The sequence below is a fragment of the Variovorax nitratireducens genome (genome assembly GCF_051216545.1).
GTDB lineage: Bacteria > Pseudomonadota > Gammaproteobacteria > Burkholderiales > Burkholderiaceae_C > Variovorax.
On the sequence record NZ_JBPJZO010000001.1, the window covers coordinates 135,996 to 152,404 of the forward strand.

The 16,409-nt window shown below is 68.3% G+C and carries 17 protein-coding genes and 1 pseudogene; 15 read left to right on the top strand and 3 right to left on the bottom strand.

Translation table 11 applies throughout. The features are described 5' to 3' along the window. Positions 1–38: 38 nt before the first annotated feature. The 8 genes from kdpB to ACSFA8_RS00760 are packed head-to-tail and all read left to right on the top strand — an operon-like array spanning position 39 to position 8,573. Positions 39–2,132, top strand: a complete 2,094-nt coding sequence (kdpB, locus tag ACSFA8_RS00725) for a potassium-transporting ATPase subunit KdpB (RefSeq protein ID WP_435477612.1) — start codon at positions 39–41, stop codon at positions 2,130–2,132. 10 nt (positions 2,133–2,142) lie between these two features. Continuing rightward, positions 2,143–2,718 (top strand): potassium-transporting ATPase subunit KdpC, encoded by a 576-nt coding sequence (gene kdpC, locus ACSFA8_RS00730; protein WP_435477613.1) that lies wholly within the window; start codon positions 2,143–2,145, stop codon positions 2,716–2,718. A 6-nt stretch (positions 2,719–2,724) separates the two neighbouring features. Next, complete coding sequence (locus ACSFA8_RS00735) at positions 2,725–2,853, top strand: hypothetical protein (RefSeq protein WP_435477614.1); 129 nt, start codon at positions 2,725–2,727, stop codon at positions 2,851–2,853. 18 nt (positions 2,854–2,871) lie between these two features. After that, positions 2,872–5,607: a DUF4118 domain-containing protein gene (locus ACSFA8_RS00740; RefSeq protein WP_435477615.1), complete on the top strand. Its 2,736-nt coding sequence runs from the start codon at positions 2,872–2,874 to the stop codon at positions 5,605–5,607. A 7-nt stretch (positions 5,608–5,614) separates the two neighbouring features. Continuing rightward, positions 5,615–6,310 carry a two-component system response regulator KdpE gene (gene kdpE, locus ACSFA8_RS00745; protein ID WP_435477616.1) on the top strand — a complete coding sequence of 232 codons (696 nt, stop codon included), beginning with the start codon at positions 5,615–5,617 and terminating at the stop codon, positions 6,308–6,310. Positions 6,311–6,367: 57 nt separating this feature from the next. Beyond that, complete coding sequence (locus ACSFA8_RS00750) at positions 6,368–7,507, top strand: MGDG synthase family glycosyltransferase (RefSeq protein WP_435477617.1); 1,140 nt, start codon at positions 6,368–6,370, stop codon at positions 7,505–7,507. Beyond that, complete coding sequence (locus ACSFA8_RS00755) at positions 7,504–8,007, top strand: hypothetical protein (RefSeq protein ID WP_435477618.1); 504 nt, start codon at positions 7,504–7,506, stop codon at positions 8,005–8,007. Before ACSFA8_RS00750 ends, ACSFA8_RS00755 begins: the two co-directional genes overlap by 4 nt. After that, positions 8,004–8,573, top strand: a complete 570-nt coding sequence (locus ACSFA8_RS00760; RefSeq protein WP_435477619.1) for a tyrosine-protein phosphatase — start codon at positions 8,004–8,006, stop codon at positions 8,571–8,573. The genes ACSFA8_RS00755 and ACSFA8_RS00760 overlap by 4 nt, the downstream gene beginning before the upstream one ends. 94 nt (positions 8,574–8,667) lie before the next feature. On the opposite strand, the gene ACSFA8_RS00765 is transcribed toward ACSFA8_RS00760, so the two are convergent. Next, positions 8,668–9,642: a LysR family transcriptional regulator gene (locus ACSFA8_RS00765; protein ID WP_435477620.1), complete on the bottom strand. Its 975-nt coding sequence runs from the start codon at positions 9,640–9,642 to the stop codon at positions 8,668–8,670. Positions 9,643–9,798: 156 nt separating this feature from the next. Between ACSFA8_RS00765 and tnpB the strand changes: the two are divergent. Continuing rightward, positions 9,799–10,017, top strand: a pseudogene (gene tnpB, locus ACSFA8_RS00770) (IS66 family insertion sequence element accessory protein TnpB); the annotation flags it as partial. Between the two features lie 36 nt (positions 10,018–10,053). On the opposite strand, the gene ACSFA8_RS00775 reads toward tnpB, so the two are convergent. Beyond that, positions 10,054–10,902: a helix-turn-helix domain-containing protein gene (locus ACSFA8_RS00775; RefSeq protein ID WP_435477621.1), complete on the bottom strand. Its 849-nt coding sequence runs from the start codon at positions 10,900–10,902 to the stop codon at positions 10,054–10,056. Positions 10,903–10,995: 93 nt separating this feature from the next. Between ACSFA8_RS00775 and ACSFA8_RS00780 the strand changes: the two genes are divergently transcribed. The 3 genes from ACSFA8_RS00780 to ACSFA8_RS00790 all read left to right on the top strand — a co-directional run bounded on the left by ACSFA8_RS00780 (position 10,996) and on the right by ACSFA8_RS00790 (position 13,329). After that, complete coding sequence (locus tag ACSFA8_RS00780; RefSeq protein WP_435477622.1) at positions 10,996–11,379, top strand: nuclear transport factor 2 family protein; 384 nt, start codon at positions 10,996–10,998, stop codon at positions 11,377–11,379. A 562-nt stretch (positions 11,380–11,941) separates the two neighbouring features. Beyond that, positions 11,942–12,445: a ferritin-like domain-containing protein gene (locus ACSFA8_RS00785; protein WP_435477623.1), complete on the top strand. Its 504-nt coding sequence runs from the start codon at positions 11,942–11,944 to the stop codon at positions 12,443–12,445. 65 nt (positions 12,446–12,510) lie between these two features. Continuing rightward, a complete protein-coding gene (locus tag ACSFA8_RS00790) occupies positions 12,511–13,329 on the top strand; it encodes a pseudouridine synthase (protein WP_435477624.1) in 819 nt (272 codons plus the stop codon). Positions 13,330–13,334: 5 nt separating this feature from the next. Here ACSFA8_RS00790 and ACSFA8_RS00795 read toward each other — a convergent pair whose 3' ends face one another. Continuing rightward, entirely contained in the window at positions 13,335–13,796 is a 462-nt protein-coding gene (locus ACSFA8_RS00795; protein ID WP_435477625.1) for a DUF3761 domain-containing protein, read from the bottom strand. Between the two features lie 156 nt (positions 13,797–13,952). On the opposite strand from ACSFA8_RS00795, the gene ACSFA8_RS00800 reads away from it, so the two are divergent. From ACSFA8_RS00800 to ACSFA8_RS00810, 3 genes are all read left to right on the top strand, one after another. Then, complete coding sequence (locus tag ACSFA8_RS00800) at positions 13,953–14,615, top strand: response regulator (RefSeq protein ID WP_435477626.1); 663 nt, start codon at positions 13,953–13,955, stop codon at positions 14,613–14,615. After that, on the top strand, positions 14,612–15,988 hold the full coding sequence (locus tag ACSFA8_RS00805) for a sensor histidine kinase (RefSeq protein ID WP_435477627.1): 1,377 nt from the start codon (positions 14,612–14,614) through the stop codon (positions 15,986–15,988). The genes ACSFA8_RS00800 and ACSFA8_RS00805 overlap by 4 nt, the downstream gene beginning before the upstream one ends. Positions 15,989–16,061: 73 nt before the next feature. Next, positions 16,062–16,403 carry a hypothetical protein gene (locus ACSFA8_RS00810; protein WP_435477628.1) on the top strand — a complete coding sequence of 114 codons (342 nt, stop codon included), beginning with the start codon at positions 16,062–16,064 and terminating at the stop codon, positions 16,401–16,403. The last annotated feature ends 6 nt before the right edge of the window (positions 16,404–16,409 follow it).

The window sequence follows — 16,409 nt, forward strand, 5'->3', positions numbered from 1 at the left end:
AACCGCCGCACAACCCAATACGCAGTCGCGCAACTGACATGCAAACAAAACCCTCTCTCTCACTGCTCGACGCCGCGCTCCTCAGACCAGCGCTGGCAAGCGCCTTCGCCAAGCTCAGCCCGCAAGTGCAGTGGCGCAACCCCGTGATGTTCGTCGTCTACATCGGAAGCATCCTGACCACGCTGCTGTGGCTGCACGCCATCAGCTTCGAGGGCGACACCGGCATGTCCGCCGGCTTCGTGCTCGCCGTGTCCGTGTGGCTCTGGTTCACGGTGCTGTTCGCCAACTTCGCCGAGGCGCTGGCCGAAGGCCGCAGTAAGGCGCAGGCGGCGTCGCTGCGCGGCCTGCGCAAGGACACCTGGGCCAAGAAGCTCAACGGCCCGCACCGCAATGCCGGCTTCCTGCCGGAGCAGGCCCCTAACCTGCGAAAAGGCGATGTCGTTCTGGTTGAAACCGGCGACGTGATCCCGCTCGACGGCGAAGTGATCGAAGGCGTGGCCTCGGTCGACGAGAGTGCCATCACTGGCGAATCGGCGCCCGTGGTGCGCGAGTCGGGCGGCGACTTCTCGGCCGTGACCGGCGGCACGCGCGTGCTGTCCGACTGGCTCGTGGTGCGCATCTCGGTCAACCCGGGCGAGTCCTTCCTCGACCGCATGATCGGCATGGTCGAGGCCGCCAAGCGCCACAAGACGCCGAACGAGATCGCGCTCACCATCCTGCTGGTGGCGTTGACGCTGGTGTTCCTGATGGTCACGGTCACACTGCTGCCGTACTCGGTGTTCAGCGTGGGCGCGGCCGGTGCCGGCACCGTGGTGTCGCTCACCGCGCTGGTGGCGCTGCTGGTCTGCCTGATCCCCACCACCATCGGCGGCCTGCTGTCGGCGGTCGGCGTGGCCGGCATGAGCCGCATGATGCAGGCCAACGTGATCGCGACCTCGGGCCGCGCGGTGGAAGCCGCCGGCGATGTCGACGTGCTGCTGCTCGACAAGACCGGCACCATCACGCACGGCAACCGCCAGGCGTCGGATTTTCTGCCGGGGCCCGGCATCACGCCGGAGCGGCTGGCGCGCGCGGCGGTGCTGGCCTCGCTGGCCGATGAAACGCCCGAGGGCCGCAGCATCGTCGAGCTGGCACGCCGCCAGGGCGTGACCGATGCGGGCGTGGACGACACGCGCTTCGTGCCTTTCACCGCGCAGACGCGCATGAGCGGAGCCGATCTGCCCGCCCCGCCGAACAGCCTCGACACCGAAGCCATCATGCTGCGCAAGGGCGCGGTCGACGCGGTGCGCAGGCACGTCGAAGCGCTGGGCGGCTCGATCGCGCCGGAGGTGCTGCGTGCGTCCGACGAAGTGTCGCGCCGCGGCAGCACGCCGCTGGCCGTTTCCGAGGGCAACCGCGTGCTCGGCATCGTCGAGCTCAAGGACATCGTCAAGACCGGCATCAAGGAACGCTTCGCCGAGCTGCGCCGCATGGGCATCAAGACCGTGATGATCACCGGCGACAACAAGCTCACGGCCGCGGCCATCGCGGCCGAAGCCGGCGTCGACGACTTTCTCGCCGAAGCGACGCCCGAAGACAAGCTCGCGCTGATCCGCCAGTACCAGGCCGAGGGCCGTCTGGTCGCGATGACCGGCGACGGCACCAACGACGCGCCGGCACTCGCACAGGCGGACGTGGCCGTGGCCATGGGCAGCGGCACGCAGGCCGCGAAGGAGGCCGGCAACATGGTCGACCTCGACTCGAACCCGACCAAGCTGCTCGAAGTGGTCGAGACCGGCAAGGCGCTGCTGATGACGCGGGGCTCGCTCACCACCTTCAGCATCGCGAACGACGTGGCGAAGTACTTCGCGATCATCCCGGCGATCTTCGTGTCGACCTATCCGCAGCTGGGTGCGCTCAACGTGATGCGGCTGGCGAGCCCGTCGTCGGCCATCCTGTCCGCCGTGATCTTCAATGCGCTGGTGATCGTGTTCCTGATTCCCCTGGCGCTCAAGGGCGTGCGCTACCGCCCGGTCGGCGCCGCCGCGCTGCTGCGCCGCAACCTCGCGATCTATGGCCTCGGCGGCCTGATCGTGCCCTTCATCGGCATCAAGGCAATCGACTGGCTGCTCGCCATCGTGGGCCTCGTCTAAGGACACATCCATGACAACCCGACTTCTCCGCCCCGCCCTCGTGCTGTTCACCGCGCTCACGCTCGTCACCGGCGTGCTCTACCCGCTGGCCGTCACCGGCGTCGCGCAATCCGTGTTCCCCGCGCAGGCCGCCGGCAGCCTGGTGCTGCGCGATGGCAAGCCGGTCGGCTCCGCGCTGATCGGCCAGGCCTTCAGCGACCCGAAGCACTTCTGGGGCCGCCCGTCGGCCACGGCACCGATGGCCTACAACGCATCCGCCTCGGGCGGCGCGAACCAGGGGCCGCTTAACCCGGCGCTGGCCGACGCGGTCAAGGGCCGCATCGAGGCGCTGCGCGCGGCCGACCCCGGCAACACGGCGCCCGTGCCGGTGGATCTGGTCACCGCATCCGCGAGCGGCCTCGATCCGCACATCAGCCCGGCGGCGGCGCATTACCAGGCGGCGCGGGTCGCACGCGCGCGCGGCCTGCCGGTCGGGCAGGTGGAGCAGCTCATCGCCAGCAACACCGAGGGCGCGCTGTGGGGACTGCTCGGCGAGCCACGCATCAACGTGCTGGCGCTGAACCTCGCGCTCGACTCGGCGAAGTAGCGCGCGATGGTGACCGATCTTCTGCATGTCCTGTTGGCGCTGGCCGCCTTGTTTCTGCCGCTGCTGTTTGCGTGGTATGCGCTGACACGCACGAGGCGCCGCCCCGCCCGGCGCAAGGATCGGCCCATGCGCTAACCTGACGGGTTGTCTCACATGAACGAAGTCGCCCGCCCCGACCCCGACGCGCTGCTCGCGCAGATGCGCAGCGACGAGGCGCGCGCCCAGCGCGGCAAGCTGCGCATCTATTTCGGTGCCACCGCCGGCGTCGGCAAGACCTGGGCCATGCTGAGTGCGGCGCAGCGCGAGCATGCGGCGGGCCGCGATGTGCTGATCGGCGTGGTCGAGACGCACGGCCGCAGCGAGACCGCGGCATTGCTGGCCGGGCTCGATCGCCTGCCGCTGCGCCAGTTGCCGTACCGCGACCGCTCGCTGCCCGAGTTCGACCTGGATGCCGCGCTCGAACGCCGGCCCGCGGTGCTGCTGGTCGACGAGCTGGCGCATACCAACGCACCGGGTTCCCGCCATGCCAAGCGCTGGCAGGACGTGCAGGAGTTGTTGGCCGCGGGCATCGAGGTCTGGTCTGCGCTCAACGTTCAACATCTCGAGAGCCTGAACGGCACCGTGGGCGCCATCACCGGCGTGCGGGTGCACGAGACCGTGCCCGACACAGTGCTCGACGAGGCCGACGAGGTGGTGCTGGTCGACGTCACGCCCGATGAGCTGACAGCCCGGCTCGCGGCCGGCAAGGTGTACCTGCCGCAGCAGGCGGAGCGCGCCGCACAGAATTTCTTTCGCAAAGGCAACCTGCTCGCGCTGCGCGAGATCGCCTTGCGCCGCACCGCCGAGCATGTCGAAGACGACATGCGTGGCTGGCGCGTCGAGCAGTCAGGCACCACCGCACTGCAGGCCTGGAACACTTCGGGCGCCATCCTCGCCTGCGTCGGCCCGAGTGAGAGCGCAGCGCAAACGGTGCGTGCCGCGGCGCGGCTCGCGGGGCAGATCAATGTTCGCTGGCACGCCGCGTACGTGGAGACGCCGCCCCTGCAGCGACTGGCTGCGGCGCAGCGCGACCGTATTCTGGCCGTGCTCAAGCTGGCCGAAGAACTGGGCGCCGTCACGGCCGTGCTGACCGGCGCCGACATCGCGCAGCAGCTCGCCACGCAGGCGCAGCGCCTCAACTGCGCCACGCTGGTGATCGGCCGGCCCGAGCCGGCCACCGGCTGGCGTGGCTGGTGGCCGCAGGCATCGCTGGCGCGCGCGCTGGCGCGGCAGGCACCGGCGCTCGACATCGTCGAGGTTGGCCGCGCGGACAGCTCCCGCCGCCTGTCCCGGGCGCCGCTCGGTGGCGGTCGCGGCAGCGATGCGGCCGATGACGACGCTGACAGGCCCCATGCGCGTTGGCCCGGTTACGCATGGGCCGCCGCCATCAGCGTGGCGGTGACGCTGGTTGCGACACCGCTGGCCGGCGTGCTGGAGCTTGCCAACATCGTGATGCTGTTTCTGCTTGGCGTGGTCGGCGTCGCGATGCGTTTCGGACGCGGGCCCTCGGCGTTTGCGGCGCTGCTCAATGTTGCAGCCTTCGACTTTTTCTTCGTGCCACCGAAACTCTCTTTCGCAGTTAGCGACGTGCAGTACCTCATGACGTTCGGCGTGATGCTCGGCGTCGGCCTGCTGGTGGGGCAGCTCACTGCGGGCCTGCGCTTCGCGGTGGGCGTTTCGACCAGCCGGGAACGGCGCGCGCAATCGCTGTTCGAACTCACGCGCGAGCTCTCGGCCGCACTCGAAAGCACGCGCGTCGTCGAACTCGGCGCGGCTGCCGTGCAAGGGCATTTCGGTGGCCGCGCGCTGGTGCTCGTCACCAACGCAGCCGACCAGCTGGTGGCGCCCGCAGCGCCGCCGCCCGGGTTCGACGCGAGCGTGGCCGACTGGGCGTTCCGCCAGGGCCAGCCGGCCGGCCTCGCGACCGCCACGCTGGCCGCGCAGCCCTGGCACTACGTGCCGTTGCAGGCGCCGATGCGCGTGCGCGGCGTGCTCGCGCTCGAGCCCGCGCAGCCGCGCTGGCTGCTGATTCCCGAGCAGGCGCAGCAACTCGAAACGCTGGCGCGACAGATCGCGATCGCGCTGGAACGCGTGCACTACGTCGAGGTCGCGCAGCAGGCCGTGGTCGAGATGGAGTCGGAGCGGCTGCGCAACGCGTTGCTGGGGGCCATTTCGCACGACGTGCGCACGCCGCTCACGGCGCTGATCGCACTGGCCGAGTCGCTGCAGACCCTGCCGGCTGAACAGCTTTGCGCGGCGGCGCAGGCGATCGTGGCGCAGGCAAGGGCGCTCAACGCGCTGGTCAACAACCTGCTCGACATGGCGCGGCTCGAAAGCGGCATCGGCGACGGCGCGGTCAACCTCCGGCGTGACTGGCAGTCGGTGGAGGAGGTGGCGGGTTCGGCCATCCGCGCCGCGCAGCCTGCGCTCGGCGGCTGGTCGGTGCAGACCGCGCTCGCTCCCGACCTGCCGCTGGTCGAGTTCGACGCGGTGCTGATCGAACGCGTGCTGGTCAACCTGCTGGAGAACGCAGCCAAGTACGGCGCGCCGCCGATCGTGCTGGGCGCGACGGTCACGCCGACGGCATTGGTGCTCACCGTGCGCGACCACGGCGCCGGCCTGCCGGCCGCGCTGCAAGGCCATGAGCAAACGCTGTTCGACAAGTTCACGCGCGGCCAGGCCGAGTCGGCCACGCCCGGCGTCGGCCTCGGCCTGGCGATCTGCAAGGCGGTCGTGAGCGCGCATGGAGGCGAGATCACGGCGGCCAACGAGCGGGGCGGCGGTGCAGAATTCACCGTGACCCTGCCGCGGCGCGCACCACCCCGTCCGCCCGAACCGCCCGACGCCTGAGCCCCCCATGCCCCAACCCACCGCCATCGTGATCGAGGACGAGCCGCAGATCCGCCGCTTCGTGCGCGGCGCGCTGGAGGCCGAAGGCTGGCAGGTGCACGAGGCCGGGAGCCTGCGCGACGGGCTGGCCGCGGCCGGCACGCGCCAGCCCGACCTGCTGGTGCTCGACCTCGGCCTGCCCGACGGCGACGGGGTGACGCTGATCCGCGATGTGCGCGGCTGGTCCGCGGTGCCGATCATCGTGCTGTCGGCCCGCACCGACGAGGCCGACAAGATTGCCGCGCTCGATGCCGGCGCCGACGACTACCTCACCAAACCCTTCGGCACCGGCGAGCTGCTCGCGCGCGTGCGGGCCAACCTGCGTCGCCCGCGCGCGGCCGGCGGCAGCGGCGACGAGCCCGAGCCGGTGTTCCGTTTCGGCGAGATTGAACTCGACCGTGCCGCGCGCATCGTGCGCCGCGCCGGTGCCGAGGTGCACCTGACGCCGACCGAATACCGCTTGCTCACTGTGCTGGTGGCGAACGCCGGCCGCGTGCTCACGCAGCGCCAGCTGCTGCGCGAGGTGTGGGGCCCGTCGCATTCGGAGCAGAGCCACTATTTGCGCATCTACATGGGCCACCTGCGGCAAAAGCTCGAAGCCGATCCGGCGCAGCCGAAGCATCTGCTGACCGAAACGGCGGTGGGCTACCGGCTGGTCATCTAGGCAAAAGATCCGGGCAAAAAAAGCGCCAGCCGCGCTGGCGATAATCCGGGCCACAACATGACCCGACTCCTGATCCTCAGCGTGAGCGCCGGCAACGGCCACGTGCGTGCCGCCCAAGCCCTGGCCGCGACGGCCGAAGCATTGAACCCGCCCTGCAGCGCCGTCCACATCGACGCCATGGCCCATGTGGCCGGCGGCTTCCGCAAGGTCTACACGGACTGGTACATCAAGCTCGTGAACCGCGCTCCCGAGGTCTGGTCGTACCTGCACCAGAAGGCCGACAGCACGCCGCACAGCGCCACCTCGCAGCGGCTGCGGCGCGGCATCGAGCGCGTGAGTGCCGGCGGGTTGCTGCGCGAGATCCATCGCGCCAAGCCGAAGGCGATCGTCTGCACCCACTTTCTTCCGGCCGAGTTGCTGATGCGCGAACGCAATCGCGGCCGGCTCGACTGCCCGGTGTGGCTGCAGGTGACAGACTACGACCTGCACAACATGTGGATCGTGCCAGGCATGGCCGGTTACCTCGCCGCCACCGAAGAAGTCGCTTTCCGCATGCGCGCGCGCGGGCTCCCTGCCGACCGCATCCACGTGACCGGGATCCCGGTGATGCCGGTGTTCTCGCAGCCCGATGCGCCCGAACTGGCGCGCGACGCCTGCGTTTCGCGGCTCGGCCTCGACCCGGCGCGCAAGGTGATCCTGATGGCTTCCGGCGGCGCCGGTGTCGGCGACCTGCCGAGCATGGTCGAGCGCGTGCTGGCACTCGGCGGGTCGGGCAGCGACTTCCAGGTGATCGCAGTGGCCGGCCGCAATGCGGCGGCGCATGAAGCGCTGAAGGCGCTGGCGCAACGCATGCCCGGCCGGCTGGTCGCACTGGGCTTCACCAACGAGATGGAAAAGCTCATGGCCGCGGCCGACCTGGTGGTAACCAAGCCGGGTGGCTTGACGATTTCGGAGTGTCTTGCGCTCGGCAAGCCGATGCTGCTGGTGTCGCCGATCCCGGGGCAGGAAGAGCACAACGCAGGCTTCCTGATGGAAGAGGGCGCCGCCTGGCTGGCCTACGACAGCATCGGCCTCGAGTACAAGGTCGCGGGTCTCATGGCTGCACCCGAACATCTCGCGCGCATGGCGCACAAGAGCCGGAGCCTCGGCAAGCCCGACGCGGCGCGACGCGTGCTCGACTGCGTGCTCGGCGCATGAGCGGCGAACAGCACGAGCGGCGCATCGGCCGCACGATCGGCTACATCGCGTGGGTCGTCGTCATGGCGTACTTCTTTGCCAACGCCGAGATTCAGATCGAAGGCGGTGCCGGCTGGGCCACCAGCCTGCCGACCTGGCGCATCGAGAAGCACTGGCTGCTCGACATTTTCTGGGGCGGCCGCGCGATGACCGGCTACCACGCCTGGGTGTTCACCTTCATGGCGCTGGTGTTCTTTGCGCCGCTGGCCTTCAACGGCCGCTGGACGTGGCGCGAGGCGGGGTTCGCGCTGGTCGGCCTCATGGTGTTCTGGATCGTCGAAGACTTCCTCTGGTTCATCATCAACCCGGCCTGGGGCTGGGCCCAGTTCAGGCCGGATCTGGTGACCTGGCACAAGCACTGGCTGTTCGGTGCGCCGGTCGACTACTGGATCGGTCTCGGCGCGGCTGCGCTCATCCTCTGGGTGCGGCACCGCCCGCGCCGAAAGGCGCCCGACGCATGAGGCGCGAAAGCAGAAGGAAGAAGCACGCGCCGCTCGATCGGCTGGGCGATGCGCGCCCGGACGAATGGGCCGACCCGCTGGCCGGCCATGGCCACCGGGTCGAGAACCTGCACCGCATCACACCCACGCTGTACCGCAGCGCGCAGCCGCGGCATGACGACGTGGCCGCGCTCAAGGCGCTCGGCATCGCGACGGTGCTGAGCTTCCGCTCGTACAACAGCGACCAGCGCGCGTTCCGCGGTCACCCCGAGATCGCGCTAGAGCGCGTGCGCATCGACACCTGGTCGATCAACGATGACGAGGTGCTGCGCGCGCTGATCGCGATCCGCAAGGCCGAGCGCAACGGCCCGGTGCTGATCCATTGCTGGCACGGCGCCGACCGCACCGGCGTGGTGGCCGCGGTCTACCGCATAGTGCTGCAAGGCTGGCGCAAGGAAGACGCGCTGCACGAGATGTTCAGGGGCGGCTACGGCTACCACACGCTCTGGCGCAACATTCCGCGCTACCTGGAGCGGCTGGACGTGGAGAAGATGCGCGCGGCGATGGTGCAGGCGGGCGTTGCCTAGCTGTAGTTTCCCAGAATGTCTGTCTCACACGGCTACTGGATGGCACCCCTGACCACCGTGACCTTTTCCTGACGCCGCGACGCGTTGGCTCTGTTCATCGGCCTACTGGCCGTATGTCCCCGTACAGTTTCTTCTCAACGGCCAGCCATCTATCCGTCTTGTCATTAAAAAGGCGGTGCATCGTTTCGCGTAGCCAACGATGTTTCGGATCCTGATGATTGCGCTCATGCCAGTGTTGCTGGACGCTAAATACCGGTGGCCGGAAAGGGAGGGCAACCAATTCTACGGCGCCGAGCGCGGCGAAGTAGGCACCTGTCGCCATTGGGACGGTTCCAATCAGGTCGGTCTCGGAGATGATCGCGGGCAGGCTGAGATGATGGGGGGTTAGGACTGCGACCCTCCGTGAAATGCGCTCAAGCTTCAGGAAACGCTCGAAAAGATCATTGGTTCTCGCAGGAGACGTGACGACTGCATGCCCCAAGCTAACGTACACGTCTTTTGTCATCGGACGCTTCAAAGCGGGATGTCCCAGGCGCAGCATTCCTACGTAGGTATGACTGTATAGCCGTTGCTGATAAATACCTTCGCCTTTGAGTTCGGGAAAGTACCCAAGTGCGAGGTCGATCCGCCCAGTCTCCAATTTTCTTAGAAGTTCATCCTTGCTATTTGATTCACTGTGGACAGTCACTTGCGGCGCAACGTTACGAAAATGCGCAAAAAGCTGCGGAAGGAACACAACCTCTGCAACATCGGCCATGGAGAAAGCAAAGTGCGCGTGCTCGGTCTTGGGGTCAAACGCTTCGTGGTCGAGGATGCCGCTTTTCACGCGAGTGAGAACCTCGCGTGCAGTCTGCGCCATCCTCGAACCACGGGGGGTTGCCTCCATGCCTTTGTTAGTCCGCACGAAAAGCGGGTTGCCGAAACGCTTTCGAAGCCTTGCGAGTCCGGTACTGAAGCCAGACTGGCTGATGTCCAGTAGCTCGGCCGCACGGGTCACGTTGCGCGTATCGTCCAACGCCACGATTAGGCGTAGCGCGTTCAAATCGAAAGCAGTGTCTATCGTTTCCACAGATACTCATTTTCCGAATTAACGCCGCAGGGGATAGAGAGGTTTCCCGTTAGGACTCAGGTACTCAGTCGGTAAGCGTGGGGCGCTCGGCGTGAGCGTGACGTGGCTTGTATCGGCTGCCGCCGACTGCGCGGCGTGGTTGCGCGAGGTGCTGCGATGATCTGCATCGACGTGCTGTGGCTGTGCACGAAGCCCGTGGACATGCGCTCTGGCGCCGAGCGCCTGCTCGTACACGTAGTGCACCTGCTGGGAAGCGCGAATGGCGAACACAGCTACTTGTTTGTCAACGCGCGGGCCACGCGCATCAAGATGCTTGTGCACGACGGATTCGGCATGTGGTGCGCTGCGAGAGGGTTGAACGCCGGTCGCTTCACGTGCCCGCGGCGCCTTCGGTGCGATGCCGGGGGTGATCTAGCCCCTCGTCTCCTTGCTCTTCGTCTCCTGGCCCTTGCGCCGCGCGGCCCGCGCTGCCGCAGCGTCCCGCACCGCGTGCTCCGTGAAGCTGTTGGCGGGGTGCATCACTTCGAGCGCGATCTCTTCCAGCGTCACATCGACCGGGCTGCCGAACACCGTGATGGCCGTGATGAACGAGAGGCGGCCGATGCGCGTGTCGATGTCGAGCGTCATTGCCGGCCCGCCCGTCGACTCGTCGATCGGGCCGATGCCGCCCGGCCAGGCCAGCGTTTCGCGCAGCAGCGCGCCGAGTTGGGGATCGGCGGTCAGCTCGAACTGGCGGCGCATCTGCACGATGAAGTGCGAGCGCCACGACGGCAGGTTGTGCACGTGCGGCGCCATGCCCTGGGGGTGCAGCATGAGCCGCACGACGTTGGTGGGCGGCGCCAGCAGGGCTGCATCGACGCCTTCGTACAGCTCCGGCACGCCGTCGTTGCGGCACACGACGTCCCAGTGCCGGTCGATCACATAGGCCGGAAACGGCGCGTGCCGGGCCAGCGTGATGTCGATGATCGAGCGCACCGGGTCGAACGACGGGTCGTCGAAGCGCCGCTGCTCGAACACCGGCGCGAAGCCCGCGGCCCTGAGCAGCATGTTGCGCTCGCGCAAGGGAATCTCGAGTTCGTCGGCCAGCCGCAGGATCAGCTCACGCCCGGGTTGCGCGCGCCCGGTTTCGACAAAGCTCAGGTGCCGCGTCGACACCTCGGCCTGCAGGGCCAGCGCCATCTGGCTCAGGTGCCGGCGCTCGCGCCAGCTGCGCAGGCGGTCGCCCGGCGAGGGGGGGTGCGACGCGACGCGAGTGTCCATCGCGTCAGCATAGTGCAGGCTGCGCGCTGTTGCCGCTTTTGCGTTACCTGCGGGTAATCGACCCGGCCGGGCGCAGCGTGCACAGTCCCGTCCATGCCCACACCCGAAACCCTTGAGCTTTTCATTGCCCGTGTCGAAGCCAATGCGCACGACGAAGCCGTCGAGGCGTTCTATGCGCCGAACGTCTCGATGCAGGAAAACCAGTCCGAGCCGCGCATCGGGCGCGATGCCGCAGTGGCGCGCGAGCGTGCGATGCTGGCCCGGGCCGTGGCGATCCGGTCGCAGTGCGTGCGGCCGGTGCTGGTGAATGGCGACCACGTTGCGATCCGCTGGATCTTCGAGTTCGAATGGCCCGACGGCACCGTCACGCACATGGAGGAGATCGCCTGGCAGCGCTGGGAAGGCGAGCGCCTGGCGCAAGAAACCTTCTTCTACGACCCGGCGCAGCGCGTGCCGAAGCAGAAGGCCGGAGCGTAGCGGGCGCGCTGGCTTGCACACATCTTTTCCTTCTTATACGGTCTCGCATTTGAAGATCTGAATCCAGCGTTGATCTGAGCGTTGAGGTTCCGGGGCGGGCTCAGGGTGGCGGGGCACGCTGCTCCGCGAATGTCCCCCGGCTTCGCCTCCTCCTTTATTTCGCTGCGCAGCGTGCCCCACCGCCCTGATCCTGGAAGCGATGTGACCGTTTAGCGCTGAACATGCAGAGCGTGCCCAAGGCCGATGGCGGCGCGTGGCCCATGCAGCGAAAAAAAGGAGGAGGCCGCAGGCCGGGGGACATTCGCGGAATGGGCCACCCGCTGTCATCGGCCTACCCCCGAAACGTCTAGCACGAAGCGCGGGCGCGAGATGCTCCTGCCGGCAAAAGCAAGGCTCTCCATCTTCGAACGCGATCCCGGTATCAATGGCCGTGCGCGGTTTCGGCCGCCACCTGCGGCATCGCCCTACACGGGCCGTCACGTCGGGCCGACGCGAGGAGCGGGTCACCGGCCGATCATGAAGCTTCATCCCTCCCCAACTTTCAATCTCCAGGAGATCATGCATGTCCAATGAAAACTACAACCCCATTGAGCCCGACGGCGCGGTAAAGCTCGACGACGAGCAAACCCTCGGCGTGCTGAACGACCTGCTCGAAAATGCACGCGATGGCGAGTACGGGTTCCGTGCCTGCGCCCAGCAGGTGGAAAACGCGCAACTGAAGCAGGTGTTCAACGACCGCGCGATCGAATGCCGCCGCGCCGCTGACGAGCTGATCCAATGGATCACACGCCGCGGCGGGGCGCCGGCCGACGGTGGCAGCGCCACCGGGGCGCTGCATCGCGGCTGGGTCAACCTGAAAGGCGCCGTTGGCGCCAACAGCGAGGTATCGATGCTCGAGGAGTGCGAACGCGGCGAAGACGCCGCGCTGGCCCGCTATCGCAAGGCCCTGAAGAGCGATAGTCTGCCCGCCGACGTGCGCAGCCTGATCGAGCGCCAGATGCTGGGCGCGCAGCGCAACCACGACCAGATCAAGGCCCTGCGCGACCAGGCCAAGGCAGTGTCCTAAGTCCGGGCTAGGCAGCGGCTGCCGCGCGGTGTTCGTGCGGTTCGGGATAGCATGACGCCCCGAACATGACCGAACCCGCATCCTCCTCCTCCCCCGTTTCCGGCGCGGTGCGCCTCAACAAGCGCATGGCCGAGCTCGGCCTTTGCTCGCGCCGCGAGGCCGACGTCTGGATCGAGCAGGGCTGGGTCAAGGTCAACGGGCAGGTCGCGCCGATGGGCGTCAAGGTGACGGCGGCGGATCGCGTTGAGGTCGACAAGAAGGCGCACGGCCACCAGGCCACGCAGGTCACGATCATCCTGCACAAGCCCATGGGCTACGTGAGCGGCCAGGCTGAAGACGGGCATGAGCCCGCGGTGGTGCTGATCAACCCGCGCACGCATTGGCGCGAAGACACCAGCACGCACCGCTTCTCCCCGCCGCAACTGCGCGGGCTTGCGCCTGCCGGACGGCTCGACATCGACTCGGTCGGCCTGCTCGTGCTGACGCAGGACGGCCGGGTCGCGCGCCAGTTGATCGGCGAAGACTCGGGTATGGAAAAGGAATACCTGGTGCGCGTGACATGGTCTCCGCCCGGCAGCGGGCCCGGCGACATGGGCGACATCAGCACCGACGTGCAGCGCGTCTTTCCGCCGGCGCAGCTGGCGCGGCTGCGCCACGGCCTCAGCCTCGACGGCCAGCCGCTCAAGCCGGCCCGGGTCGACTGGCAGAACCCCGAGCAGCTGCGCTTCGTGCTGATTGAAGGCAAGAAGCGCCAGATCCGCCGCATGTGCGAGCAGGTCGGGCTCAAGGTGGTCGGCCTCAAGCGCATCCGCATCGGCCGGGTGGTCTTGGGCAACCTGCCGGCCGGCCAGTGGCGCTATCTGGGCGCCCACGAGAAGTTCTAGGGTCGCTAAGCCGCGCAGGCCTTGTTGTGGGACGCGTGCATGCCCTTCGCCTTGGCATCGGCCTCGCTCAGGTACTCGCCCTTTTTGGTCTTGCCGTAGTAGCGGTCGCCCATGCAGTGATAGACCTTGGTCTCGTCGTTGGCCCACACCTTGCCGGCACCGCCACCGGGCGCGGCCGCCATGGTTGACGGATCATTCTTCTTCGCAGGCGTCGTGCTGGCGGTTGACGCTGCTGGCGCCGCGGGTGCCGCGGCCGTTGCCGGTTGGCCATTGGCCTTGCCGTACCACGTCTTGATGCCCTTGTGACCGCGGCAGGCGCCGGACTTGGTGTCGGGTGCCGCGTAACTGCCGTCCTTGCACTGAACCGTGCTGCCCGCGGGTGCGTCGGCCGGCAGCGTCTGGGCCTGGGCGGCCAGCATGCCGATCAAGCCGGCAGCAGCCAGCAGGATCTGGAAGGAAAGCTTCATGCAATGAACTCCGGAAAAAGGGGGTAACGAGCGCCGCGCGATCGTGGCCCCCGAAAGCCAGCACAGGCTGACCTGGCATGGCGCCGGTGGGTGAACGCCGCAGGCTCACGCGCGGCTAAGAAAACCGGCGTAGCCTCGCGCAGCCGAGGAGTCACTTTGCGCGCATTGCTGGTGGAAGACGACGAGATGATCGGGCGCAGCCTGCAGCAGGCGCTCGAGGGTGCGGGCTGGTCGGTCGACTGGGTGCGCGACGGCATGTTGGCGCAGAGTGCGCTGAGCGATGGCGGCTACGCCTGCGCCCTGCTCGACCTCGGCCTGCCGGGCCAGGACGGCAACGAGGTGCTGCGCCGCGCACGCCAATGCGGCGACGCGACCCCGGTGCTCGTGCTCACGGCGCGCGACGGGCTCGAAGAGCGTATCCACAGCCTCGACCTCGGCGCCGACGATTACCTGCTCAAGCCCTTCGCGTTTCGCGAGCTGCTGGCGCGCATGCGGGCCGTGGTGCGGCGGCGTGCCGGTGCGGCCCATTCGCTGATCGGCACCGGCGCATTGCAGCTCGACCTGACCACGCGCGAAGTGCTGCAGAACGGCACACGCGATGCGCTCACGGCGCGCGAGTTCGCCTTGCTGCATGCGCTGCTGGAGCGCCCCGGCGCGATCCTCTCGCGCGAGCAGCTCGAGAACCGCATTTACGGCTGGGGCGAAGAGGTCACGAGCAACGCGGTCGATGTGCTGATCCACGGCATGCGCCGCAAGATCGGGCCCGACGCGATCCGCAACGTGCGGGGGCTCGGCTGGCGCGTCGTCATCGCGCCGTGAAGGGCGGTGGCCGCTATTCGCTGCGCAAGCGGTTGCTGCTGGGGCTGGTCACGCTGCACGTGCTGGCCGCAGGGCTGACGGCGTGGTTGTCGTATGGCGCCTATGGTCGGCTGGTTCACACCTTCATGGACGACCAGATGCGCCTGGTGGCCGAGTCGTATGCGGCCAACCGGAAGCCTGCACAACTGCAGGCGCTGGGGCCGGACGACGTGGCCGCGCGTGGCGCCTTCGTCGTGCAGGTCTGGAGCGCCGACGGCGGCACGCTGCTTTCCAGTGCCTTTGCGCCGGCCGCCGTGCCGCTGCAGCCGGTGCACGGCTATGCCGATGTGCGCACCGGCCCGGACGACGCGCAGACCTGGCGTGTCTACACCCCGGCATCCGACATCCGGCACGCCGTTTGGCCGCGCGTTCAGGTGATCCAGAACGAGGCTTTCCGCCGCCACCGCATCGCCCGGCGCGCGCTGCTCGAAGGCCTGCCGGTGGCGCTGCTGCTGCCGGCCACGCTGCTGGTGTTGTGGTTGATCGTGTCGGCCGCTTCGCGCGCCCTGCGCGGGGCGGCGCGCGAGGTGGCCGCGCGGGACGAACGCAGCCTGTCCGAGCTGACGCTGGCGCGCGTGCCCGACGAGATCGACCCGCTGGTGGCGGCCTTCAACAGCCTGCTGGCGCGGCTGCGCGATGCCTTCGCCAACCAGCGCCGCTTCGTGCAGGATGCGGCGCACGAGTTGCGCACGCCCATGACGGCGATCGGCCTGCAGGTCGAGAACCTGCGCGCCCATGTGCCGGCCGGCGCTGCGGATGAACGCTTTGCGCAGCTCGAAGCCGGCGTCCTGCGCGCCCAGCACCTGATCGAGCAGTTGCTGAGCCTGTCGCGGCAGGAGACGCCGGGAGACGACGCGGTGCGCGAGCCGGTCGACGTGACGGCGCTGCTGCGCGAGAGCCTGGGCCAGCGCATGGTGCTGGCCGACCAGCGCCGCGTCGATGTCGGCTTCGAGGGCACTATCGCGCCGGTGCTCACGGCCGCGGCCGGCGACCTGCGCTGCGTGTTCGACAACCTGATCGACAACGCCCTGCGCCATGCGCCCGAAGGCGGTACGGTCGATGTGCGCGTGCATGTGGTGGATGGTCGCGCGGTGGTCGATGTGGTCGACAACGGCCCCGGCATCGCAACCGAATGGCGGAGCCGCGTGTTCGACCGCTTCTTTCGCGTGCCGGGTGCGCCGCCGGGCGGCAGCGGACTCGGCCTGGCGATCGCGCAAGCCGCGGCGGTGCGACAGGGCGTGCGCATCGAGCTGCGCGACCGGCCGCAAGACGGCGTGCGCAGCGGCAATCCGAGCGGCCTGGTCGCGCGCGTGCACCTGCTCATTCCGGCCTAAGTCTTTGCTCACGCCGGGCTCAGACCCATTGCCTAGAGTTGCTGCACCTCAACAACTGTCCAGGAGACCCGCCATGAACGCATCCCTCAAATTCCTTGCTGCCAGTGGTTTCATCGTGCTCGCCGCCGCTGTCGGCCCGCTCGCTGCCATGGCCGACACCACCGACGGTTCCGACTACCACCCGCTGCAGATGAACTCGCCGGAAAGCGCAGAGGTGCAGGCCGGCGCCGTGGCGGCCGCGCATGCAACCGGCACCGAGGCGATCGGCCAGTCGACCGGGGCACCGGCGATGGTTTCGCAGATGTCGTCCGACGAGGTCTACCAGGGCGCCGTGGCCGCCTCGCATGCCAGCGGCACCGAAGCCATCGGGCAATCGACGGCGCTGCCCATGCTCACCGGAGCCAGCGGCGAATGACGCTGC

Bases quoted from the DNA above. Each gene is read 5' to 3' on its own strand.
- kdpB (WP_435477612.1), top strand. From the start codon at position 39: ATGCAAACAAAACCCTCTCTCTCACTGCTCGACGCCGCGCTCCTCAGA.
- kdpC (WP_435477613.1), top strand. From the start codon at position 2,143: ATGACAACCCGACTTCTCCGCCCCGCCCTCGTGCTGTTCACCGCGCTC.
- ACSFA8_RS00755 (WP_435477618.1), top strand. From the start codon at position 7,504: ATGAGCGGCGAACAGCACGAGCGGCGCATCGGCCGCACGATCGGCTAC.
- ACSFA8_RS00790 (WP_435477624.1), top strand. From the start codon at position 12,511: ATGACCGAACCCGCATCCTCCTCCTCCCCCGTTTCCGGCGCGGTGCGC.
- ACSFA8_RS00780 (WP_435477622.1), top strand. From the start codon at position 10,996: ATGCCCACACCCGAAACCCTTGAGCTTTTCATTGCCCGTGTCGAAGCC.
- ACSFA8_RS00785 (WP_435477623.1), top strand. From the start codon at position 11,942: ATGTCCAATGAAAACTACAACCCCATTGAGCCCGACGGCGCGGTAAAG.
- ACSFA8_RS00795 (WP_435477625.1), bottom strand. From the start codon at position 13,796: ATGAAGCTTTCCTTCCAGATCCTGCTGGCTGCTGCCGGCTTGATCGGC.
- ACSFA8_RS00775 (WP_435477621.1), bottom strand. From the start codon at position 10,902: ATGGACACTCGCGTCGCGTCGCACCCCCCCTCGCCGGGCGACCGCCTG.
- ACSFA8_RS00740 (WP_435477615.1), top strand. From the start codon at position 2,872: ATGAACGAAGTCGCCCGCCCCGACCCCGACGCGCTGCTCGCGCAGATG.
- ACSFA8_RS00735 (WP_435477614.1), top strand. From the start codon at position 2,725: ATGGTGACCGATCTTCTGCATGTCCTGTTGGCGCTGGCCGCCTTGTTT.
- ACSFA8_RS00750 (WP_435477617.1), top strand. From the start codon at position 6,368: ATGACCCGACTCCTGATCCTCAGCGTGAGCGCCGGCAACGGCCACGTG.
- kdpE (WP_435477616.1), top strand. From the start codon at position 5,615: ATGCCCCAACCCACCGCCATCGTGATCGAGGACGAGCCGCAGATCCGC.
- ACSFA8_RS00810 (WP_435477628.1), top strand. From the start codon at position 16,062: ATGAACGCATCCCTCAAATTCCTTGCTGCCAGTGGTTTCATCGTGCTC.
- ACSFA8_RS00760 (WP_435477619.1), top strand. From the start codon at position 8,004: ATGAGGCGCGAAAGCAGAAGGAAGAAGCACGCGCCGCTCGATCGGCTG.